The organism is Streptomyces sp. NPDC007991, assembly GCF_042958445.1.
Taxonomy (GTDB): Bacteria; Actinomycetota; Actinomycetes; order Streptomycetales; family Streptomycetaceae; genus Streptomyces.
In genome coordinates this window covers 205545-226462 of record NZ_JBIBJD010000006.1, presented here as the reverse complement: position 1 = coordinate 226462, position 20918 = coordinate 205545, and the positions used below count along the sequence as shown (strand labels likewise).

The 20918-nt window shown below is 68.6% G+C and carries 15 protein-coding genes and 2 pseudogenes; 9 read left to right on the top strand and 8 right to left on the bottom strand.

All coding sequences use genetic code 11. The features are described 5' to 3' along the window. Nucleotides 1-7 precede the first annotated feature (7 nt). Both ACFZDA_RS18745 and ACFZDA_RS18740 read right to left on the bottom strand, forming a co-directional pair. Entirely contained in the window at nucleotides 8-2017 is a 2010-nt protein-coding gene (locus ACFZDA_RS18745; RefSeq protein ID WP_391082268.1) for a right-handed parallel beta-helix repeat-containing protein, read from the bottom strand. A 163-nt stretch (nucleotides 2018-2180) separates the two neighbouring features. Next, on the bottom strand, nucleotides 2181-2945 hold the full coding sequence (locus tag ACFZDA_RS18740; RefSeq protein WP_391082266.1) for an FCD domain-containing protein: 765 nt from the start codon (nucleotides 2943-2945) through the stop codon (nucleotides 2181-2183). A gap of 129 nt (nucleotides 2946-3074) precedes the next feature. Between ACFZDA_RS18740 and ACFZDA_RS18735 the strand changes: the two genes are divergently transcribed. From ACFZDA_RS18735 to ACFZDA_RS18715, 5 genes are all read left to right on the top strand, one after another. Next, a complete protein-coding gene (locus tag ACFZDA_RS18735) occupies nucleotides 3075-4190 on the top strand; it encodes an enolase C-terminal domain-like protein (RefSeq protein WP_391082263.1) in 1116 nt (371 codons plus the stop codon). A 94-nt stretch (nucleotides 4191-4284) separates the two neighbouring features. Beyond that, nucleotides 4285-5661 (top strand): extracellular solute-binding protein, encoded by a 1377-nt coding sequence (locus ACFZDA_RS18730; protein ID WP_391082260.1) that lies wholly within the window; start codon nucleotides 4285-4287, stop codon nucleotides 5659-5661. Between the two features lie 12 nt (nucleotides 5662-5673). Continuing rightward, entirely contained in the window at nucleotides 5674-6588 is a 915-nt protein-coding gene (locus tag ACFZDA_RS18725) for an ABC transporter permease subunit (protein WP_391082257.1), read from the top strand. A 3-nt stretch (nucleotides 6589-6591) separates the two neighbouring features. Continuing rightward, nucleotides 6592-7458: an ABC transporter permease subunit gene (locus tag ACFZDA_RS18720; protein WP_391082254.1), complete on the top strand. Its 867-nt coding sequence runs from the start codon at nucleotides 6592-6594 to the stop codon at nucleotides 7456-7458. A gap of 59 nt (nucleotides 7459-7517) precedes the next feature. After that, on the top strand, nucleotides 7518-8522 hold the full coding sequence (locus ACFZDA_RS18715) for an aldo/keto reductase (RefSeq protein WP_391082252.1): 1005 nt from the start codon (nucleotides 7518-7520) through the stop codon (nucleotides 8520-8522). A 3-nt stretch (nucleotides 8523-8525) separates the two neighbouring features. Here ACFZDA_RS18715 and ACFZDA_RS18710 read toward each other — a convergent pair whose 3' ends face one another. Together ACFZDA_RS18710 and ACFZDA_RS18705 are read right to left on the bottom strand one after the other, a co-directional pair. Further along, the gene (locus ACFZDA_RS18710; protein WP_391082249.1) at nucleotides 8526-9746 is read right to left on the bottom strand and encodes a metallophosphoesterase; all 1221 of its coding nucleotides are present in this window, start codon (nucleotides 9744-9746) and stop codon (nucleotides 8526-8528) included. 171 nt (nucleotides 9747-9917) lie between these two features. Further along, nucleotides 9918-11369: a non-reducing end alpha-L-arabinofuranosidase family hydrolase gene (locus ACFZDA_RS18705; RefSeq protein ID WP_391082247.1), complete on the bottom strand. Its 1452-nt coding sequence runs from the start codon at nucleotides 11367-11369 to the stop codon at nucleotides 9918-9920. A 394-nt stretch (nucleotides 11370-11763) separates the two neighbouring features. On the opposite strand from ACFZDA_RS18705, the gene ACFZDA_RS18700 reads away from it, so the two are divergent. The 4 genes and pseudogenes from ACFZDA_RS18700 to ACFZDA_RS18685 form a co-directional block, all read left to right on the top strand. Further along, nucleotides 11764-13194 carry an endo-1,4-beta-xylanase gene (locus tag ACFZDA_RS18700; protein WP_391082244.1) on the top strand — a complete coding sequence of 477 codons (1431 nt, stop codon included), beginning with the start codon at nucleotides 11764-11766 and terminating at the stop codon, nucleotides 13192-13194. A 168-nt stretch (nucleotides 13195-13362) separates the two neighbouring features. Then, on the top strand, nucleotides 13363-13836 hold the full coding sequence (locus tag ACFZDA_RS18695) for a DUF2809 domain-containing protein (RefSeq protein WP_391083244.1): 474 nt from the start codon (nucleotides 13363-13365) through the stop codon (nucleotides 13834-13836). A 39-nt stretch (nucleotides 13837-13875) separates the two neighbouring features. After that, nucleotides 13876-14667 carry a restriction endonuclease gene (locus ACFZDA_RS18690; RefSeq protein WP_391082241.1) on the top strand — a complete coding sequence of 264 codons (792 nt, stop codon included), beginning with the start codon at nucleotides 13876-13878 and terminating at the stop codon, nucleotides 14665-14667. A 77-nt stretch (nucleotides 14668-14744) separates the two neighbouring features. After that, a pseudogene (locus ACFZDA_RS18685) lies at nucleotides 14745-14873 on the top strand (GntR family transcriptional regulator); the annotation flags it as partial. An 18-nt stretch (nucleotides 14874-14891) separates the two neighbouring features. Here the strand turns inward: ACFZDA_RS18685 and ACFZDA_RS18680 are convergent. The 4 genes and pseudogenes from ACFZDA_RS18680 to ACFZDA_RS18665 form a co-directional block, all read right to left on the bottom strand. After that, nucleotides 14892-16316, bottom strand: coding sequence for a family 43 glycosylhydrolase (locus ACFZDA_RS18680; RefSeq protein ID WP_391083241.1), 1425 nt, complete (start codon nucleotides 16314-16316; stop codon nucleotides 14892-14894). 339 nt (nucleotides 16317-16655) lie between these two features. Beyond that, nucleotides 16656-17149 (bottom strand): annotated as a pseudogene (locus tag ACFZDA_RS18675) (1,4-beta-xylanase); the annotation flags it as partial. 472 nt (nucleotides 17150-17621) lie between these two features. Further along, the gene (locus ACFZDA_RS18670; RefSeq protein ID WP_391082238.1) at nucleotides 17622-19268 is read right to left on the bottom strand and encodes a lectin; all 1647 of its coding nucleotides are present in this window, start codon (nucleotides 19266-19268) and stop codon (nucleotides 17622-17624) included. Between the two features lie 87 nt (nucleotides 19269-19355). Continuing rightward, entirely contained in the window at nucleotides 19356-20765 is a 1410-nt protein-coding gene (locus ACFZDA_RS18665) for a non-reducing end alpha-L-arabinofuranosidase family hydrolase (RefSeq protein ID WP_391082236.1), read from the bottom strand. Nucleotides 20766-20918 lie beyond the last annotated feature (153 nt).

Here is a 20918-nt window from a genome sequence, read left to right as displayed (position 1 = left end):
CTGGTGGTCAGGGGCGGTAGCGGGGCTGGATGCCGGCGTTGCGCATGACCGTCAGCGCGCCGGCGGGGTAGTTGCCGTCGGTGACGACGACCGTGCCGGTCACCACGTTGCCGCGGGTGCCGTCGGTGATGTTGGTGTCGCTGTTGGCCGTCCAGTTGTCCTTCAGAGTCAGCGCACCGGTGTTGTTGGTCGGCCCGGCATTCGCGTTCGCCCACCGGCCGGTGTCGCGGAAGACGTTGTTGGTGTCCGTGAAGTTCCTGGAACCCTCGTCGTGGTAGATGCCGATCCAGCGGTTGCTGTTCCGGCAGTAGTTGCGTTCCAAGGTGCTGCCGGGCGAGGCCGACAGGGTGTACATGCAGGCGCCGTCGGTCATCTGCTGCATGACGTCGTGGATGTAGTTGTCCGTGATGTGGTTGTTCGCGGCGGTGGTCGGTGTCTGGTAGACGGGCTGGTAGTTGTACAGGCCCCTGTCGAGGTAGTCGCGGCTGCCGCCGGCGTCGTTGGCGCCCCAGCCGTAGCCGACGTTGATGCCGGAGTAGGGGAGGTTGTACACCTCGTTGTGCGCGATGGTGGCGCCGTTCACGTAGGTGGCGAGGATGGCCGACATGTCGCGGTAGTCGAGCGACACGTCGTGGATGAGGTTGTTGCTCAGTGTGATGTCGCGGTTGGTCATCCGGGTGTCGGCGGGGTGGTGTGCGTCGGCCTGGATGCCGCCGACGGCGATGCCGCCGCCCGCGTTCTGGTCGAAGGAGTTGCCGAGGGCGGTGACGGTGTCGGTGCCGAGCCCGACGCCGGTGGCGTGTGCGTTGGCGTCGTTGCCGATGCCGAGGGCGTTCTGGCCGAGCTGGGTGAACCGGTTGCCGGTGAACGTGATGTGGTCGGCGGCAGAGACCTGGACGGCGGAGGGCATCTGGTGCCAGTGGGGGCGGGTCGCCTCGAAGAGCTTGCAACCGACCTGGCAGGAGGTCAGCGCGTCGGCGGGGCGGTCCCAGGTGCCGGAGATGTAGGCGCCGGTCTGCTGGTTGGCGTAGCCGTGGCTGTTGGGGCCGAGCCAGCTGGTGCCGGAGAACTGCAGCCCGGAGAAGGCGATGTGGGTGGCGGGGGAGGAGTAGGTGCCCCCGACGCGGATGACGGACTGCAGTGTGGGCACCTCGACGTCGGCGGTGCTCATGTTCTGGCCCGAGCGCGGCTTGTAGTACAGCGTGCCGGTGTGGTCGTCGAGGTACCACTCGCCCTCCGCGTCGAGGAACTCGTAGGCGTTCTCGATGGAGAACGCACCGGCGTGGAAGGGCTGGGTCAGCGTGTCGTAGCCGAAGGTGTTGTTGTCCCAGGCGGGCTGCTCCATGGTGATGGTGCCGTCGCTGATGCCGGAGACCGGTGAGTAGCGGTCGGTGAAGGAGTTGACCCCGTGGATCTCCGTACGGCCCGGGCGCGCCAGGTTGTCGAGGTAGTTCAGTGAGCTGCTGGTGAACGTGTAGCCGCTCGTGGTCGGGGTCAGGTCGGAGCGGTTGATCGTGGAGCGGGCGCGGGTTGCCTGGATGCCGTCGACGTAGAGCTGGCGGGTGTCGAACCCGGTGCCGACGCGAGCCTTCCAGATGTTCTTGGTGGCGTCGTGCCGGGTCCAGCCGGTGGCCTTCCGGGCTCCGGTGAGGATCGGGCGGGCGCCGGCTGCGGCTTTCCAGGTCACGGTGTGGCCGCGGGTGCCGGAGTCGGCGGAGGTGAAGGTGAGCGGTCGGGTCAGCCGGTAGGTGCCGCCGGTGAGCACGACGTCGATGTCGCCGGTCATGGTGTCGTTGAGGGCCCGCACCCGGGTCTTGGCCCCGGTGAGGGAGCAGGGCTTGGCGGCCGAGCAGGCGGTACCGGTGCCGTTCGGGGCCACGAGGAGCGTGCTGGTGGCCGCGGTCGCGGGGCCGGCCTGGGCGAGGACGGCCCCGGCCGAAGCGGTCAGGAGCGTGACCGCGGCCAGAGATGTTCTGAGCCGGCCACGCGTTGCGGGTTGTCTGCGAGTCGGACGCATCTGACACCTTCCGGATGGACACACGACGTCGCGCGGGCACCTCTGGTCAGGCCGGAACCGCCCTGCGATGAGTGTGGAGGCGATGGTGCCGCGTAACATTAGTCGTCATACGTATGCCGTCAAGAGGTGCCGTGGACCCGGCCTGTGCAGGGTGAGACGTGCCTCAGGGTGCGGCGGGGCCCGGGTGCGGTGTGCGGCGGCGGCGCCAGGCTCCTTCGATGTGTGCCGCCATGGCCTGCGCGGCCCCTTGGGGGTCGCGTGCCAGGAGCCGCTCGGCCACCTCTCGGTGCTCCGCGTTGGCCTGCTCGCAGGCGTGGGTGTCGGGAGTGCCGGTGTACAGGTACGTGGTGCGGGCCTGGCCGTGGACGGTGCGGATGATGGAACGGCCGAGCCGGTTGCCGGACGCCTGCATGATCCGGTCGTGGAAGGCCACGTCGGTCTCGATGAAGCGGGCGGGAGTGGCGGTCTCCTCGTCGAGCCGGCCGAGCAGCCGCTCGATGGCCCGCATGTCGTCGTCGGTGGCGGCCTCGGCGGCCTGGGCGGTCATCTGGGCCTCCAGTGCCGACCGGATCCCGACGAGGTGATCGAGGACGACGAGTTCGTCGTCGTGCTGGACGGTCGCGGCCAGAACGACGGGATCGAGGAGGTTCCACTCCTCGGGCTGCGTGACGGTGGTGCCCGAGCCCTGCCGGGCCAGAACCAGTCCCTTGGCCTCCAGGGACTTGACCGCCTCGCGGATGGTGATGCGGCTGACGCCGAACGTCTCGCACAACTCGGGTTCGACCGGGAGGGTCGAGCCCGGCGGAACGGTGCCCGAGACGATGGCGTCGACTAGTGACTCCACGACGGCGTGGGCCAGCCGGGCGGGGCGCTTGGGCCAGGGTGTGAGGACCGCCGGGTTCCCGGCACCGCCGCCGTTTTTGGCCATGTGGCATCCCCTCGTTGGTGTGGACGGCTGACGAGTCTACTGCGCCGGACGTCTTGACAGCATTCGTATGACGACTTACGTTACCGAAAATTTCGCAGCAGTAACTGCCGTCACGAGGAGTGCAGCGCCGTGCGCATTGCCGCAGTGGAGAGCCATCCGGTCCGGGTGCCGGCAGTCAGTCCGCCGTTCGTCTGGCGGGACGGGCTGCTGGGCAGCCCACCGGACGGAGAGGCGGCGGTGCTGCGCATCCGTACGGACGAAGGGGCCGAGGGAGTGGCGATGGCCCCCCGCCGGGGCAGCGCACTCGTCCTGGCGGACCTGCTGGACCGTGTCCTGCGCAAGGAACTCGTGGGCCAGGACCCGCTGCAGCGGGAATGGCTCTGGCACCGCATGTGGGAGCTGGACCGCACCGAGGAACTGCCGCTCTACCTGCTCGGTCTGGTCGACATCGCGCTGTGGGACCTGGCCGGACGACTGGCCGACCGGCCCACCTGGCAGATGCTCGGCGGTTACCGCACCGCCATCCCCGCCTACGCCTCCACCGTCACCTACGCGTCGGTGGAGGAATACCTGGACATCGCCGACCAGGCCCTGGAACTCGGATATCCCGCCATCAAGCTCCACGCCTGGGGCGACGCCCGCCGCGACGCCCGGCTGTCGGTGGCCCTGCGCGAACACGTGGGGGACGAGGTGCCGCTGATGTTCGACGCGTCGGCCGGGTTCGACCTCCCCGACGCGATCTACCTCGGGCACGCCCTCGCCGACGTCGGCTACCTCTGGTACGAGGAGCCGATCCGGGAGTTCAGCATCACCGCGTACAAGCGCCTCGCCGACGCCGTGGCAGTGCCCCTCCTCGTGGCCGAGACCTCCGACGGGGCCCACATGAACTCGGCGGACTTCATCCAGGCCGGCGCCGCGACCTTCGGGGTGCGCGCGTCCACCCAACTGCGCGGCGGCTTCACGGGGGCCATGCGCACCGCCCACCTCGCCGACGCCTACCGGCTGCGCGCCGAGGTGCACGGGCCGGAGATCCCCAACCGGCACCTGTGCATGGCCATCTCGAACACCACCTACTACGAGTCCCTGGTCATGGGGAACCCCATCAGCCGCGAGAGCGGCATCGACGACCAGGGCCTGGTCCATGCCCCGGCCGGACCGGGCGTCGCTCTGCCCGCGGGGCTCGACTACCCTCCCGCCCTCCAGCGTTTTGTCGACAAGGAGACTGTCACCCCGCCGAGGGCCTGATCTCGCGTCTCATCAGTCCGCCTCCGATCGCTCTATCCCCGGCACCCGGTGCCCCCGCCGTCATCCCGCAGGCATCCCGCAGACATTCGCAGACATGAGGTCAGCCGTGAACAACGATGCTCCCGCCACCTCTCGCCGCCCGTTCGGACGCGGGGCTGTCACAGCCCTGGGCGTCGTCTCCCTGCTCGCGCTCGCCGCCTGCGGCAGCGCCGATCCCGCCCCTACGGGGACTTCCTCCCCCGCGGCCTTCAAGCCCGCCGCCCAGGACGCCGGCAGTGAGATCACGGTGTGGGCGGACGCCACCCGGGTCCCCGGCGTCAAGGCGTACCAGAAGGCTCACCCGGACGTGAAGATCAAGATCGTCACATACAGCGGGGACGCCAACGGTGCCAACGACCTGCAGACCAAGGTCCAGCTGTTCGACCGGACCGGCAGTGGCTGGCCCGACGTCGCCTTCACCGCCAACGTCAACGACGCCAGCTGGGCCTCCCAGGGCAAGTCCCCGTACGCCGCGCCCGTCAACCAGGGTGTGATCGCCCGGTCCACGCTGAAGGGCTTCGCGGACGGTGCGCTGAACCCCTGCACCTTCAACGGCAACACCTACTGTCTGCGCAACGACCTGGCCCAGAACGTGCTCTGGTACGACAAGAAACTCATGGACGAGTTCGGGTACTCCGTCCCGACCACCTGGGAGGAGTACCAGGCCCTCGGCGAGAAGGTGGCCGAGGAGCATCCCGGCTACCTCGTCGGCACCGCCGGGGACGCCTGGACCCCCGAGGTGTACTTCTGGGCGAGCCAGTGCCCCGCGAGCACCGCGACCGGCGCCAGGAAAGTGACGGTGGACCTGAAGGACGCCAAGTGCACCCGGATGGCCAAACTGCTCGACAAGCTGATCGCCAAGGGCTCGGTGTCCAGGGACACCGTCTTCAGCGCCGGCTTCGTCAAGAACCAGGCGGGCAAGGTGCTCATGCTCCCCGGTCCCTCCTGGTTCGGGCAGGTGCTCTTCAACTCCACCTTCAAGACCCCCAAGGGGCGGATCGCCGCCGCCTCACCGCTGAAGTTCGAGGGCGACACCAAGAACTACACCGGCAACGTCGGCGGTGGGCTGTGGTTCGTCTCCTCCCACAGCGGGAACCTCAAGGCGTCCGCCGACCTGGTCACCTGGATGACGACCTCTGACGCCTACCAGGGCACCGCGGGCACCTACCCCGCCTACAAGAAGGCCGCGGTCACCTGGCTGGCCAACCAGAAGAAGTCCGGCTACTTCGCCGAGGACGTCACCCCCGTCTTCCAGGAGGCCGCGGAACTCATCTGGCCGGGCTGGTCCGCCACCCAGTACAGCCAGGAAGCGATCTACGCCTCCACCGTGGTCCCCGCCCTGAACTCGGACAAGACCCTCACCGACACCCTGGACACCTGGCAGACGGCCATCACCGACAAGGCCAGGTCCCTCGGCTACACCGTCAACTAGCGAAGCGGACCCATGACCACCCACCTCGCGACGGAGCGCGGCGGCCGCCGACGCGGCCGCTGTGCCCGCAACCCGGCCGGACGCGCGGGTTACGTCTTCGTCTCCGGCTACGTCCTGCTCCTGCTCGCCTTCGGCGTGCTGCCCACCTGCTACGCGGTGTGGCTGGCGCTGTCCAACTCCCGCCACCAGCTCGTCGGGCTCGGCAACTTCACCCGGACGTTCGCCGACTACCGCTTCGCCCCGGCCTTTCTCCACATCGGCCTGTACCTGCTGGTATGGCTGAGCACCCTGATGATCCTGGTGGTGCTGCTGGCGCTGATGCTGCACGGCCGTATGCGCAAGGCATCCTCCACCCTGCGGTTCCTGTTCTACCTGCCGGGGGCCCTCGCCGGGGTGGCGAGCGTACTGCTCTGGCTGATCCTGCTCGACCCGGCGGCCAGCCCCGTCGGCGGACTGCTGAAGGCCTTCGGCTGGCACACCCTCGCCCAGGTCAACGCCCCCGGCCATCTGCCGGTGCTCTTCACGGTCATCGCCTTCTGGACCGGGGCCGGCGGCTGGATCGTGGTGATGTACGGCGCGCTGAACAGCATCCCGGACGAGGTCCTGGAGGCCGCCCGCATCGACGGCGCGGGCACCCTCCAGATCGCCCTGCGCATCCAGATCCCCATGGTCACCAAGTGGATCGCGTACATGCTGATCCTGGCCTTCGCCGCCGGCACCCAGCTCTTCGTCGAGCCGCAACTGGTCTCCCTCGCCAGCTGGGGCATGATCCCCGACAGCTGGTCACCGAACCAGCTGTCCTATCAATACGCGTTCCAGGCGGGCGACTTCAACGGCGCGGCGGCGCTCTCCGTCGACCTGCTCGTCCTGGGCCTCGCCTGCGCGGCGCTCGTCGTCTTCCGCACCGGCCTGTTCGACAGGGACTGAAAGATGCGCACGGTTTCCGCCCGACTGGCCTGGATCCTCGTCATGGGCCTGTTCCTGCTGTTCTTCTGCGTACCCGTGGCGTGGCTCCTCCTCGCCCCGACCAAGACCGACGGCCAGATCGTGCGGGACGACCCGTTCTCCTTCGGCTCCTTGAGCGCGGTCGCCGACGCCTGGCACCACCTCTACGCCTTCGAGGACGGCGCCATCCTCACCTGGCTGCAGAACTCGGCCGTCTACGCCTTCGGCGCACTGGTCATCACCCTCGTCACGTCGATCCCCGCCGGGTACGCGCTGGCCCTCACCCAGTTCATCGGGCGCCGGCTGCTGCTGACCGTCACCCTGCTCGTGATGCTCATGCCGACGGCTGCGATGGTGCTGCCCCTCTACCTGGGGATCAACGCCGTCAACCTGGACGGCACGATCTGGTCGGTGATCCTGCCCTTCTCCTTCTTCCCGTTCGGGGTCTACCTCACCTACATCTACTTCTCGTCCAACGTCCCCTCCGACCTGCTGGCCGCCGCGCGGATCGACGGCTGCTCGGAGTGGCAGGTCTTCCGCCTCGTCGCGCTGCCGCTGGCCAAGCCCGTGATCGCCCTGGTCGGCTTCTTCAACTTCGTCGGCAACTGGAACAACTTCTTCCTGCCGTTCGTGATGCTGCCCGACAGCTCCGACTATCCGGCCCAGGTGGGGCTGAACAACCTCCTCGCCGCCTCACCGCTGTTCAACACCGCCAGTGGTACGGGCAACCAGATCATGCGGCCCGAACTGGCCCTGGCCACCCTGGTCACCATCGTGCCGGTCCTGATCGTCTTCCTCTTCTCCCAGCGAGCCCTGGTGGCCGGCATGCTCGCCGGGGCGACGAAGGAGTGACGACGACCCTTCTCCCGCCCGGCCCGGCCGGGCCCATCCCCGAGAGGCAGAGCCCACCCATGCGCACCACCACACTGGGACGCACCACGACCGTCGGCGTCACGGAACTGGCCTTCGGAGGGGCGGCGATCGGCAACCTCTTCACCGCGGTCGGCGACCAGGACGCCGCAGCGGCGGTCGAAGCGGCCTGGGACAGCGGCATCCGCACCTTCGACACCGCCCCCCACTACGGCCTGGGCCTCTCGGAGCGCCGTCTGGGAGAGGTCCTGTCCACCAAACCCCGCGACCAGTTCGCGGTCTCCACCAAGGTCGGGCGGCTCCTGCGCCCCACCACACCGACAGGCGATGACAGCGCCAACGGATTCGCCGTCCCCGCCACCCACCGCCGGGTCTGGGACTTCAGCGCCCGCGGGGTGCGCACCGGCATCGAGGAGAGCCTCGCCCGCCTCGCCCTGGACCGCGTCGACATCGTCTGTCTCCACGACCCCGACGACCACGAGGACGAGGCGTTCGGCAGCGCCTACCCGGAACTGGAACGGCTGCGTGCCGAAGGCGTCGTCGGAGCCATCGGCGTCGGCATGAACCAGACCAGGATGCTCGAGCGCTTCGTCCGCGACACCGACGTGGACGTCGTTCTCCTGGCAGGCCGCTACAGCCTCCTCGACCACACCGGCCTGACCACCCTGCTCCCGGAGGCCGCCCGCAGGGGCGTCTCCGTCATCGTCGGCGGTGTCTTCAACTCCGGGCTCCTGGCCGACCCGCGCCCCGGTGCGACCTACGACTACCGGCCGGCCGACCGGACCCTCCTCGGCCGTGCCCTGGCCATCAAGGCGGTGTGCGACCGGCATGGCACCCCGCTGCGCGCGGCGGCGCTCCAGTTCCCCCTCGGCCATCCCGCCGTCGCCGGCGTCCTGGTCGGCGCCCGCACCGCGGAAGAAGTCGACGACGCGGCCCGGATGATCCGCCACCCCGTACCCGCCGAACTCTGGCACTCCCTGCGCATGCACGGGCTCCTCCCCCCGGACGCCCCCCTGCCTGTCGTCCAGGAGCAGCACCTGCGGTGAGTGCTACGGCGAGGTGGGCAGGTGCGGGGAGCGGAGCACGAGCAGGGTGATCTCGCTGGGGGCGAAGACGCGGAACGGCGGGCCCCAGAAGCCGGTGCCGCGGCTGGTGTAGAGGAGGGTGCGGGCTCCGTGGTGGCTGAGGCCGGCGAGGGCGGGCTGGTCGATGCGGACCAGGTGGTGGAAGGGCCAGATCTGGCCGCCGTGGGTGTGGCCGGAGAGCTGGAGGTCGATGCCGTCGGCTGCCGCCCGGTCGACGAACTTGGGCTGGTGCGCCAAGAGCAGGACGGGCAGGTCGGGGTCGGCGCCGTCCAGGGCTCCGGCGAGGTGGGCGCGGTGGCCCGCCAGGCCGGAGGACTCGGCGGTGACGTCGTCCACGCCGGCGACCACGAGGGTGTCGCCTCCGCGTTCGAGCAGCAGGTGGCGATTGCGCAGCGGCTCCCAGCCCAGCTCGTCCATCAGGTCGACCCAGCCCTGGGCCTCGCTGTAGTACTCGTGGTTGCCGGTGACGTAGACACGGGCCCGGGTGGCCCGCACGGTACCGAGGGGGACGGCCTGGGCGCGGCGGCGTTCGGCCGTGCCGTCCGCGATGTCGCCGGTGTGGCAGACCAGGTCGGCTTCCAGTGTGTTCACGGTCTCGCACACCCGCGCCGACCAGCGAGTGCGATCGAGCGGGCCGTAGTGGGTGTCGGTGATGAGGACGACGCGGAGGCCGTCCAACCCGGCACCCAGCCGTGGGAGTGGCACATCGAGTCGGCGCACGCGCGGCACACGGCGGGCTTCGGCGTACCCCCAGGCGAGCAGGACGGCGGTGATGCCGAGGACGGCCCAGGTGACGATGCGGGCCCGGTCCTGACTCTCGGCGAGGCCGGCCAGGGTCAGGGCGAGCCGCAAGGGGACGCCGAGCAGAATCGACCAGGTGAACAGGACCCAGCTGGTGCCCAGCAGGGTGTCACCGACGATCGCCGCCCGGTCCTGCTGGCGCCGGCCGTGGCCGCGCGCCATCGCGAGCGGCATAGCGACGAGGCCGAGGGTGAACAGGGCGGTGCCGGCCAGTGTGACGGGCAGCGGCCAGTGCTGGCCGGTGTGCAGGAGCACCCAGCAGGGCACGGCCCACAGCAGGACGGGCGCGATGAGCGGGAGGTAGCGCATCAGGCGGTGCAGCCGGCTCTGCCGCGGAGCCTGCGCCTCGCCGTCGGTGGGTCGGGTCTCGCTGGTGTCGGTCACGCTTACCCTCCCGGACCGGGCTGCCGTCCCGCGCACTGTATCCGGTCGCCCTCGGGCCGGCCGGAGCGGCGTTCACCGAAGCCTGGCTTCGTCGCATGACCCAGGCGGGCTCGGCCTTCCGCCGAGCCCGCCACGCCGGCTCCCCACCGGAGCCGGACTGGAGTCACGCCGTCAGCGCCGCAGTGTCAGCAGCCCCGGACGGTAGGGCCATTGGCCGTAGTCGCCGCCGGAGTTGGGGTTGCGCCCCTGGTAGAGGAACTGCAGGTTGCAGGGATCGACGGTGAAGGTCTGATCGGCGCTGGTGCGGATCAGTTCGCCATGGCTGATGTCGTTGGTCCAGGTGGCGCCGCTGTTGGCCTTGCCGGCGAAGGGGTTGGACTCGGTCGCGGCCTGGGGTGTCCAGGAGCCGTTCAGACTGGTGGCCGTGAACGAGCGGAAGTAGCGGCCCTGCGAGCCCCTCGCTTCGACGATCATGAGGTAGCGGTTCTGGCCCTGGAGCTTGTAGACCTGCGGGGCTTCGAACAGGTTGTCCGCCGTATCGCTCATGATCGTGGTGTAGGACGAGCCGAAACTGCCCGGGAAGTTCCCGATCGGCATGCTGGCCCGGTAGATCTTGCCGTTGTCACCGGCGAAGAACAGGTACATGTTCTGGCCGTCGGCGATGAGCGTCTGGTCGATGGGGCCGGTGCCGGAGCCGGAGATGCTTCCGGAGAAGAGCACCTGCTGTGCCGACCAGCCATTGGGGTTGGTGGGGTCGCTCGACGTCCGGTAGGAGAAGGCGCTCCCGCCGCCCCACTGGTAGGCGAGCACCCAGATGTTCTTCGGCGCGAAGTAGAAGAGCGTGGGCGCGACGGTGGCAGCCGACATCGTGTTCTGGCTGGCCGAGGCCATCTCCGGCCAGTTGGTGAACAGGCCGAAGTTCATCGAACCCCAGCCCGATCCCGGTCCCGTGCCGTGCGTCGTCGCATAGACGAGATGCCTGCCGTTGTAAGGGGCGACGGTGAAGTCCTTGAGCGAGGCCCACCCGGCCTTCGGCTGCGCCAGCGGGCCCGTCGATGTCCAGCGGTATGCCGACGGAAGATCGCAGGAGCCGGGGTTGTCGGCGCCGACCTTGACGAGCTGCCACTGCTGGTTGGTGCCGCCCCAGTCGTCGTACTGGACGATGTTCGCGTTGTCGGCGGTGGAGGCGCCCTGCACTTCGAGGGCCTTGTTGCTGTGGCGCGAGATGAGCCTGACGTAGCCGTCCGGGCTGTCGGCCAGCCGCCACTGCTGGTTGGTGGCGTTCAGGTCGGACCACTGGACGATCGAGCCGCCGTTCGCGGTGGACCAGTTGTAGACGTCCAGCACCTTGCCCGAGTGGCGGGACTTGATGCGGTAGTAGCCGTCCCCGGAAGCGACGAACTGCCACTGCTGCTGGTTCTGATCGTTCCTGGTCCACTGGGTGATGCGGGCGCCGTCGCCGGTCGCCAGGTTGTAGACATCCAGGGCCTTGCCGCTGTTGCGGTTGACCAGCACATACGAGGCGTTGGGGTCTATGGTCGCCGCGCCGGCGGGCTGGGCACCGAGGAAGGCGGCCACGAGCAGCAGGGGCGCGAGGACGGCGAGTAAGCGTCTCAGACGCATCAGAGGTCACTCCTTTGGGGGGCGAGGGGTGAGGGGACCCCGAGGAACCGTGGAGCGGACTGCCGGGGGAGGGACGATCGCGAAACATTTCGAAGAATTCCCGGAAGCTTTGACGCCACAAGCTAGGAATACGGCGCCCTCTGGTCAAGGGCTGTCACCGATCTGTCCGCAAACAGAGCTTCGCCGTTCCCGAATGTTTCGGACGACAAATCGAAACTTCTTCTGCGAGAACTATTGACGGTGCATCGTCAATCCCTCAATCATCCCTGTCTGAGAACCCGGCCTCAGTTCGAGATGCCGAACCGCGTCGGCCTGGGCCACCTGTGCACCAAAGCACCTGCGCCATTCCCCTGGGCTTCAGTCCTTCCTTGATTTCTACCTTGGAGGCACAGTCATGGGCTCGTATGCCCTTCCCAGATCCGTTGTCCGCCGGAAGGTCCGCGGCCTGCTGTTGGCACTGGTCGTCGGCGCCCTCGGCGTGGTCGCCGCACTGGTCGCGCCGCCGACCGCACAGGCCGCCGAGAACACGCTCGGCGCCGCGGCGGCGCAGAGCGGCCGCTACTTCGGCACCGCCATCGCCTCGGGCAGGCTGGGCGACTCGGCGTACACGTCGATCGCGGGCCGTGAGTTCAACATGGTGACGCCCGAGAACGAGATGAAGATCGACGCCACCGAACCGCAGCAGGGCCAGTTCAACTTCGCCGCCGGTGACCGCGTCTACAACTGGGCGGTGCAGAACGGCAAGAAGGTGCGCGGCCACACCCTGGCCTGGCACTCCCAGCAGCCCGGCTGGATGCGGAACCTCAGCGGCAGCGCGCTGCGCCAGGCGATGATCAACCACATCAACGGCGTGATGGCCCACTACAAGGGCAAGATCGCCCAGTGGGACGTCGTGAACGAGGCCTTCGAGGACGGCGGTTCCGGAGCCCGCCGCGACTCCAACCTGCAACGCACCGGCAACGACTGGATCGAGGTCGCCTTCCGCACCGCCCGCGCCGCCGACCCGGCCGCCAAGCTCTGCTACAACGACTACAACGTCGAGAACTGGACCTGGGCCAAAACCCAGGCCATGTACGCCATGGTCCGCGACTTCAAGCAGCGCGGCGTGCCGATCGACTGCGTCGGCTTCCAGTCGCACTTCAACAGCGGCAGCCCCTACAACAGCAACTTCCGTACCACCCTGCAGAACTTCGCCGCCCTCGGCGTCGACGTGGCCATCACCGAACTCGACATCCAGGGCGCCCCGGCCACGACCTACGCCAACGTGACCAACGACTGCCTGGCCGTCCCGCGCTGCCTCGGCATCACCGTCTGGGGTGTGCGCGACACCGACTCCTGGCGAGCTGAGCAGACGCCGCTGCTGTTCAACGGCGACGGCAGCAAGAAGCCCGCCTACACCGCCGTCCTCAACGCACTCAACGGCGGCTCGACCACGCCTCCTTCGGACGGCGGAACGATCAAGGGTGTCGGTTCGGGCCGCTGCCTGGACGTGCCCAATGCCAGTACCGCCGACGGCACCCAGGTCCAGCTGTGGGACTGCAACAACAACTCCAACCAGCAGTGGACGTACACCACGGCGGGCGAGCTCAGGGTCTACGGCAACAAGTGCCTGGACGCCGGCGGCACCGGCAACGGCACCAAGGTCCAGATCTACAGCTGCTGGGGCGGCGACAACCAGAAATGGCGCCTCAACTCCGACGGATCCATCGTCGGTGTCCAGTCCGGCCTCTGCCTCGACGCCGTCGGGGGCGGCACCGCCAACGGCACCCTGATCCAGCTCTACTCCTGCTCGAACGGCAGCAACCAACGCTGGACCCGCACCTGAGGGGACCTGCCGCACCACGCGTGTGCCGGGTTGCCCTGGACGCAACGATGCCCCAGGGCAGCCCGGCTTCACGCTCTGGAAGAAGCCCGGATCGAGGATGTACCGGGGCCACGACAGACTGCCCCTCACCTGCCGCCAAACGTCCGGCACCATGATCCTGTGACCCTCATCCGCAGGACCGGTGACCGTACCGTCGGCGTCGCGGCCTGTCCGGTACGGACCCGACTGGTCGCGGCCGGTGCCGCCGTGGCGACCGTCGCCGCTGGGCTGGGACTCAGGGCAGTGGCTGCAGGGGGCGTGGCCAAGTACGGCGGAGACACGCTGTACACCGTCCTGCTTCATGTTCTTGTCGTTCTGATGGCGCCACGCGTGACGCCTCTGACGGCCGCCGGAAGCGCGCTGGCCGTCAGTTGGGTGATCGAGTTCCTTCAACTCACCGAGGTGCCGGTCGAGCTCTCCCGGCGCAGCGCTGTCGCCCGCCTGGTGCTCGGTTCCACCTTCAATCCACCCGACCTGTTCTGGTACACAGTCGGCGCGGCAGTGGGCTGGCTCGTCCACACTGCGGTGGGCTCAAGAGCGGCGGCCGCCCGGCCCCCCGCCTCAGTCAACATGAGGTGTCTGATCCTGGGCAGACGGCGATAGTGATCTTCGTTGCCGATTCAGTGAGGGGGATGCATCGCCGTGGCCACGCCCATACGCCGTTCCCGGCCCGTGAACCGCCGGCGCCGCCCGTTCGACCTCCGTCGGACAGCCGCCTTCTTCGGCCTTCTCGCCCTCGTGGTCGTCCTGGTGGGCCTCTCGGCCCGTGCGGCGGCCGGTGCCCTCGAACGGCGCCCTGGCTGGGCCCTCGTGCTGGGCCTCGTGGGTGTGGCGGTCGCCATGGCCCTTCGGCACGGGCGGCACCGGCCCTCTGTTGCGAGCATGGTGCGCCGGGCCGCCGTGGCGCTCGACGAGGGGGCAGGCACAGCGGTCGACGTGCTTGACACCACGCCGTCGGCGGGCGCGGGGGCGGAACCTCCTGCCGTCGACTCCGTCGGAGACGAGAGGGTTGTCCTCCCACGGGGCGTCGTGGCGGCTGACGCCCTGGGCCCTGAGGAGTTCGAGGAGGCGGTAGCCGCTCTGTGCGAGCGGGACGGATGCTCGGACGTCGAAGTCGTCGGCGGGGCAGGCGACCTCGGCGCGGACATCCTGGCCGTTGCTCCGGACGGACGGCGCGTCGTCATCCAGTGCAAGCGCTACACCGGTAGCCACCGGGTGGGCTCGCAGGATCTGCAGCGCTTCGGCGGCACTTGCTTCACCGTCCATGAGGCCGACGTCGCCGTCGTCATCGCCACCAGCGACTTCACCGCTCCGGGTGTCGAGTACGCCGAGCAGTGCGGGATCGTGTGCTGGGACGGGCAGGCCCTGCGGGATTGGAGCGCCGGCACCGGTCCAGCGCCTTGGGAGTCATGGACCGAAGGGGACGTGCGCTGAAGCGCTGGTGGCCCCGACTCCAGCTGGCGGACGAGGCGGCAGCGACGGGGGTGCGTGGTGGTCAGGTCTGATCGGGACTGTCCCCCCGTGACGCAGCCCTCAGCCAGGCCGCCGCACTGCTGCACGTGAGCAACACCGAGAAGTGGCTGAGGGAACACCTGCGCTCGGGCGAGCCCTTCCCCGTCCGGACGAGTGAGCGGAAGTGACGGGCGGGCGGCGCCGGCTCACTGGGTATAGAAGGTGGCGTCCGCCCGGTCGGTCGTCGTACTGAGAGCCTGGACGTACAGCAGGTAGTTGTAGTGGCGGATGTAGCGGCCCGGGAAGTTGTACGACTCGTACGAGACTCCGGCGGAGTCGGAGAGGCCGGCCCGGGCCGTGAAGGAGGCGTCAGCGGCGAACAGCGACGTCCCGTCGTTCTTCTCCACCCACACCTCGTTGTTCTTGTGGCGCAGGAAGTAGCCGGGGAAGTTCGCCGACTCCAGGGAGACGGTGCCGGTACCGGCGAGACCGGTGACGACACGGAACTGCGAGTCGGCCAGCGGCGAGACGTTCGGCTCGATCCTGGCTCGGTACTCCCAGTGCCGGACGAACCGGTCGGGGAAGTTGTACGAGGAGAGCCGGATCGGCGTGAGGCCGTCGGCGACCGGGATGCCGAAGTCGGGTGTGCCGTCGGCCTTCCAGTAGATCTTCTGCACGCGGGTGCGGCGGTTGGGGTCGTTGAGCGGGGAACCGCTGATGTCCTTGTAGCTGCGGTCGTGATAGACGAGGATGTCCGACTTGCCGTCCTCGGAGACCGTGAACTGGTTGTGTCCGGGGCCGTACTGGCTGGTGGCGGCGTAGCTGGCGAAGACCGGGCCTGTGCTCTTGGCCCACGACGAGGCGCTCAGCAGGTCGGCCGAGGCGGACGCGGTCAGCATGCCCATGCAGTAGTTGGCGTCGGTGGCACTGGCCGAGAAGGTCATGAACACCTTGCCGCCCCGCTGGATCACGGCCGGGCCCTCGTTGACCGTCTCGCCTCCGGCGGTCTCCCACGAGGCGGTCGGGCGGCTGATCATGACCGGTGCGCCGGTGATGGTCCACGGGCTGGACATCCGCGCCAGGTAGATGTTGGTGCCGCGGCCTACGGCCGGGTCGTTCTGCGCCCAGGCCAGGTAGCGGGTGCCGTTGACGACGAAGGTCGTCGCGTCCAGGGAGAAGGTGTCCAGCGGCAGGGCGATACGGCCCTTCTCCGCCCAGGTGCCCGTGACCGGGTTCGCGGCCGTGCACTCCAGGACGTAGGGCCGGATCCTCCAGATGTCGTTGGCGGCGCCCGCGGCGAAGTAGATGTACCACTTGCCGTCGATGAAGTGGATCTCCGGAGCCCAGATATGGGCGCCCATCTCACCGGTGGAGTGCTTCGTCCAGATGGTCGTCTCGGCGGCCGACGTGAGCCCCTGGATCGTGGTGGCCCGGCGCAGCACGATCCGGTCGTACGCCGGGACCGTGGCGGTGAAGTAGTAGAAACCGTCCGTGTGCTTGAAGATGTGCGGGTCGGCCCGCTGCTCGGCGATGGTGTTCGTGTACGTCACGCCGGGGGAGGCGGGCACAGCGGCGAGGGCGGTACCGGCCGAGACACCGGTGACGGTGGCGGTGGCCGAGCCGGCGATCATGCCGAGGACCGTTCGACGGGTGAGCGCAGGTCTCACGGAGTACTCCCTCTGGTGCTGGTGGTGCGGCGGACGTCTCTTCACGCACGGGTCGATATATCGAACATCGTTCGCATGTTCGGCCAGAATTTAAGTTCTGCACCTCTCTCAGTCAACACTTGTCACACAAGTATCCGGAGCGTCTTCCCGCCGTCGAGAAGTGAGGCTCGCGCTGCTCCGCGTCCGCCGCCACGCCGGGGAGTTGGACCTCGGTCCAGCCCGGTGTCGCGCAGTCCGGCTGTGACGGCGTGCGTGCCACGTGGCGCTGGACGCGAACGGCGCCCTCTCGCTCGGCGCGACCTGGCGCTCGACGTAGATCTGCGGGGTGGTGATGGAACGGAAGTCGCTGGTGTGGGCGTAGTAGACGCGGTGCTTCTTTACGCCGTCGACCGGCTTGTTCGTCGCCCAGTACAGGATGTAGTCGTTGGAGGCCGGGTCCAGCTCGCTTCCGGCGCCCAGGCGTTGCGTCCGTCGGGGATCGCGCCGGCGACGTTGAGCAGCCACGGCTCCGACCAGTTGATCAGGTCCGTCGACTCCCACACCACGAGGTTGCGGCTGCCGTTGTACACGGCGGCCTCCCAGTTCTGCCCGCGGCTGATGCACAGGTCGGTCGCGATGATCCAGTACTTGTCACCGTTCGGGGATCTCACCAGTGCGGGGTCGCGCACCCCCTTCGTGCCGACCGTGGAGCGAAGGGCAATTCCGCCGCCGTTGAGCTCAGTCCAGTTCAGACCGTCCGTGCTGTACGAGAAGTAGATCTGCTGACCGTTCGACCCCTCCCCGATGAAGTGCGTCATCAGGTAGCCCGGGTCGGCGGCGGCCGCCCGGTCCGGTGTGAGCGAGGCTTGGCCCGTGAAGAGCAGGCACGCGGAAGGGGCCGACTGATTCCGGGTGGCGCATGTCTCCCGTGTGCGGTGTGCTTCGCCGTGGTGACGGCACGCTTGTCACCCGAGTGGGGCGGTCGGGGTGCGGGAGCCGACCGAGCGGTTGTCGATGCGAGCGGGGTCTCGGTCTCCACTGCCGGGGAGGTGGAGCCTCCGTATCCGACACCCTGTCAGCCGAGGTGAGCTGTCCGATAAATGCCACTGCAAGATCAAGGGTGTGGGCAGCGGCAAGCTGCTGGAGGTCGCGGTACAGACCGTGGAGATGCCCGCTTCCTCCACGGTCTGCCGTTCGCGCTCGAAGTCCCGGTCCCGGTGCAGGAGGGGCAGTCTCCCGAGCTCGGTCCGCTGTCGTGGGACTGCCCTCTTCCGACCGGACGTCTGCCTGTTACGGGAGCGTGGTCCACTTCTGGTTGTTCTGGCCGTTGCAGGTCCACAGGATGACCGGGGTCCCGTTGGTGCTCCCGGCCTCGTTGACGTCGAGGCACAGCCCGGCGTGGACGTTGCGGATCGACCCGTCGGAGCCGACGGTCCACTTCTGGTTGTTCTGGCCGTTGCAGGGCCAGATGATGACCGGCGTGCCGTTGGTGGTGCCCTGGTTGGAGGCGTCCAGGCACTTGTCGCCGTAGACGCGGATCTCGCCGCCGGCCCAGGTGGTCCACAGCTGGTTGGCGGCCGTGTGGCAGTCCCAGATCAGCGTCTTGGTCCCGGCCGCGGTGGCGGCACCGTCCACGTCCAGGCAGCGGCCGGACCCGGTACCGCGCAGGCGTGCGGTGGTGGAGGCCAGGGGGCTGCCGCCGGTCACCTTGAACACGGCGACACCGTGCGCGGGGACGCTGGCCGAGATCTGCCCGGAGGTGGTGGACGTGCCGCCGGTCCACAGGTCGGTAAGGGTGAACGAGCCGCCGGACAGGCCGACTTGTGCGGCCGTGGTGGTGACGGTCGCGGTGTTGCCGCCTCGGTTGAACAGGCCGACCGCGACGGAGCCGTCGGACAAAGGCTTGGCGAACACCTCGGTGTCCCCGTCGTCGCGGACCCGGCGTCCGCCCGCACCCAGCGAGTCCTGGTTGACCGCGAGCAGGCGCGGGTTGCGCAGGATGGCGCTCACGTCGGCGGACATGGTGCGGATGTCGTTGCCGGCCATGAGCGGGGCACTCATGAGTGCCCACAGGGCGAAGTGGGAGCGGGACTCGGTCAGGGACAGGCCGGGGCGGCCGACGACCAGCATGTCGGGGTCGTTCCAGTGTCCGGGACCCGACTGCGCGGCGAGCGGGGCGGTGACGTCCAGGACGTTGCCGACGCCCATCGGGTAGCTGTTGGTGTTGTTGTTCTGCCAGATGTCGAGCAGGTCCTCGGTCGTCCGCCACAGGTCGGCGACCTCGCCCCAGTTGTACTTGTCGCCGGTGGGGGCGTGGAAACTGTTGGGGTTGATGCTGTAGACGATCGGACGGCCGGTGGCGCGCAGGGCGTCACGCATGATGGTGAACTGTGCGATCTGCTCGCTGAGGGTGCCGCTGCCGGAGCACCAGTCGTACTTGAGGTAGTCCACGCCCCAGGAGGCGAACGTGGTGGCGTCCTGGGCCTCGTGGCCCTTGCTGCCCGTGGAGCCGGGGTAGGTGCCCACGCCCTGGGCGCACGTTTTCTCGTTGGGGGCCTGGTAGATGCCGAACTTCAGGCCCTTGCTGTGGATGTAGTCACCGAGCGCCTTCATGCCACTGGGGAACTTGGTCGGGTTGGCCCGCAGGTTGCCGGCCGCGTCACGCTGCGGGTCGAACCAGCAGTCGTCGACCACCACATACCGGTATCCGGCGTCCCGCATCCCCGAGGACACCATCGCGTCGGCGGCCTGGCGGACCTGCGCCTCGGTGATCCCGCACCCGAAGCTGTTCCAGCTGTTCCACCCCAGCGGAGGGGTGAGCGCGGGGCTGCCCGGTGCGGCCTCGGCGGTCGTGCCGACGGAGGCGGTGACGGCGGCGGTGAGCGTCAGTGCGGTAGCTGTGAGGAGACGCAACAGGCGTCTGCGTAGGGGAACCATGGGAGGTCCTTCCTGGGAGGCGAAGCGGAAGCTGCTTTGCCTCCCTCAAGGGGCAAGGTCACGAGCTTGTGATCATGTGCGCGCAGGTCAGCGCTGAAGGGTGAGCAGGCCCGGCCGGTACGGCAGTCGCTGGTAGGGGGTGTCTCTTGGGACGTTGGGGTCGTAGCCCTGGTAGAGGAACTGCAGGTTGCAGGGGTCGATGGTCATGGTCTGGTCGGGGTTGGTGCGGACCAGGTCGCCGTGGCTGATGTCGTTGGTCCAGGTGGCACCGCTGTTGGCCTTGCCGGCGAAGGGGCTGCTCTCGCTGCCGGCCTGGAGGGTCCACGGACCGTTCAGGCTGGAGGCGGTGAACGAGCGGAAGTAGCGGCCCCCCGCGCCCATCGCCTCGACGATCATGAGGTACTGGTTCTGGCCCTGGACCTTGTAGACCTCCGGCGCCTCGAACAGCTTCTCCTTCGTGTCGCTCATGACCGTGGTGTACGAGGAGCCGAAGCTGCCCGGGAAGTTCCCGATCGGCATGGTCGACTTGTAGATCTTGCCGTTGTCATCGGCGAAGAACAGGTGCATGTTCTGGTCGTCGGCGATCACGGTCGGGTCGATCGGGCCGCCTGTGGGGAGGCTGCCGGTGAACAGCTCCTGCGGTGCGGACCAGCCGCCCGGGTTGGTGGGGTCGCTGGACGTGCGGTAGGTGAAGGGCCAGGCGGTGCCCCACCCGTTCGATACCAGCACCCATATCTTCTTGGGGGCGAAGTAGAACAGTTTGGGCGCCACCGCGGACCCGCTGATCCCGGTCTGGCCGGCCGAGGCCATGTCCGACCAGTTGGTGAAGGGCCGGAACGTCATCGCGCCCCACGACGATCCGTCAGAGGTGGTTCCGTAGACCAGGTGCTGGCCGTTGTACGTCACGGTGGTGAAGTCCTTGAGCGCCACCCAGCCGTTCGCCGGCTGCGCCAGCGGACCGGTCGACGTCCACCGGTATGCCGACGGAAGAGAACACGAGTTGGGCGTCCCGGACAGGCCGGTCCACTTCTGGTTGCTGCCGCCGTTGCAGTTCCAGAGCTGCACCGCCGTGCCGTTGGCCGTGGCGCCGCCGCTGACGTCCAGACACAGCCCGGACTCCACGGCGACGATCGTGCCGTCGGCGTTCACCCGCCACTGCTGGTTCGTACCGCCGTTGCAGGACCAGATCACCGGCCGGGTACCGGCCGTGGTCGCGTGGCCCGGGACATCCAGGCACTTGTTGCCGTACACGGTGAGCTGGTTGTTGTCCGTCAGCGTCCACTGCTGGTTGGTCCCGCCGTGGCAGTCCCAGATCTGCAGGTTCGTGCCGTCGCTCTGGGCGGCACCCGGTACATCGAGACACCGGTTGGAACCGACACCGCGCACGGCGCTGGTGGTGGCCGCCTGAGCCGGATCGGCGACGAGCGTCGCCGCCGACGTGACCAGGGCCGCGAGTACCACCGGCAGATGTCTGCGGCTGAAACGTAGTCTGCGCAATGCGGGCCTCAATCGTTGAGTGAGCGGTTTCCGGTTCGGCCCCGTCAGAGGCTGTCCGGACTGTCGATGTGCTGCGCCTCGACTCTTTTGTTCTCGATATCGAACGAAGGTCGAAAAACCGAGCGCGGTGGAGGATGGAGACCGACCAGGATG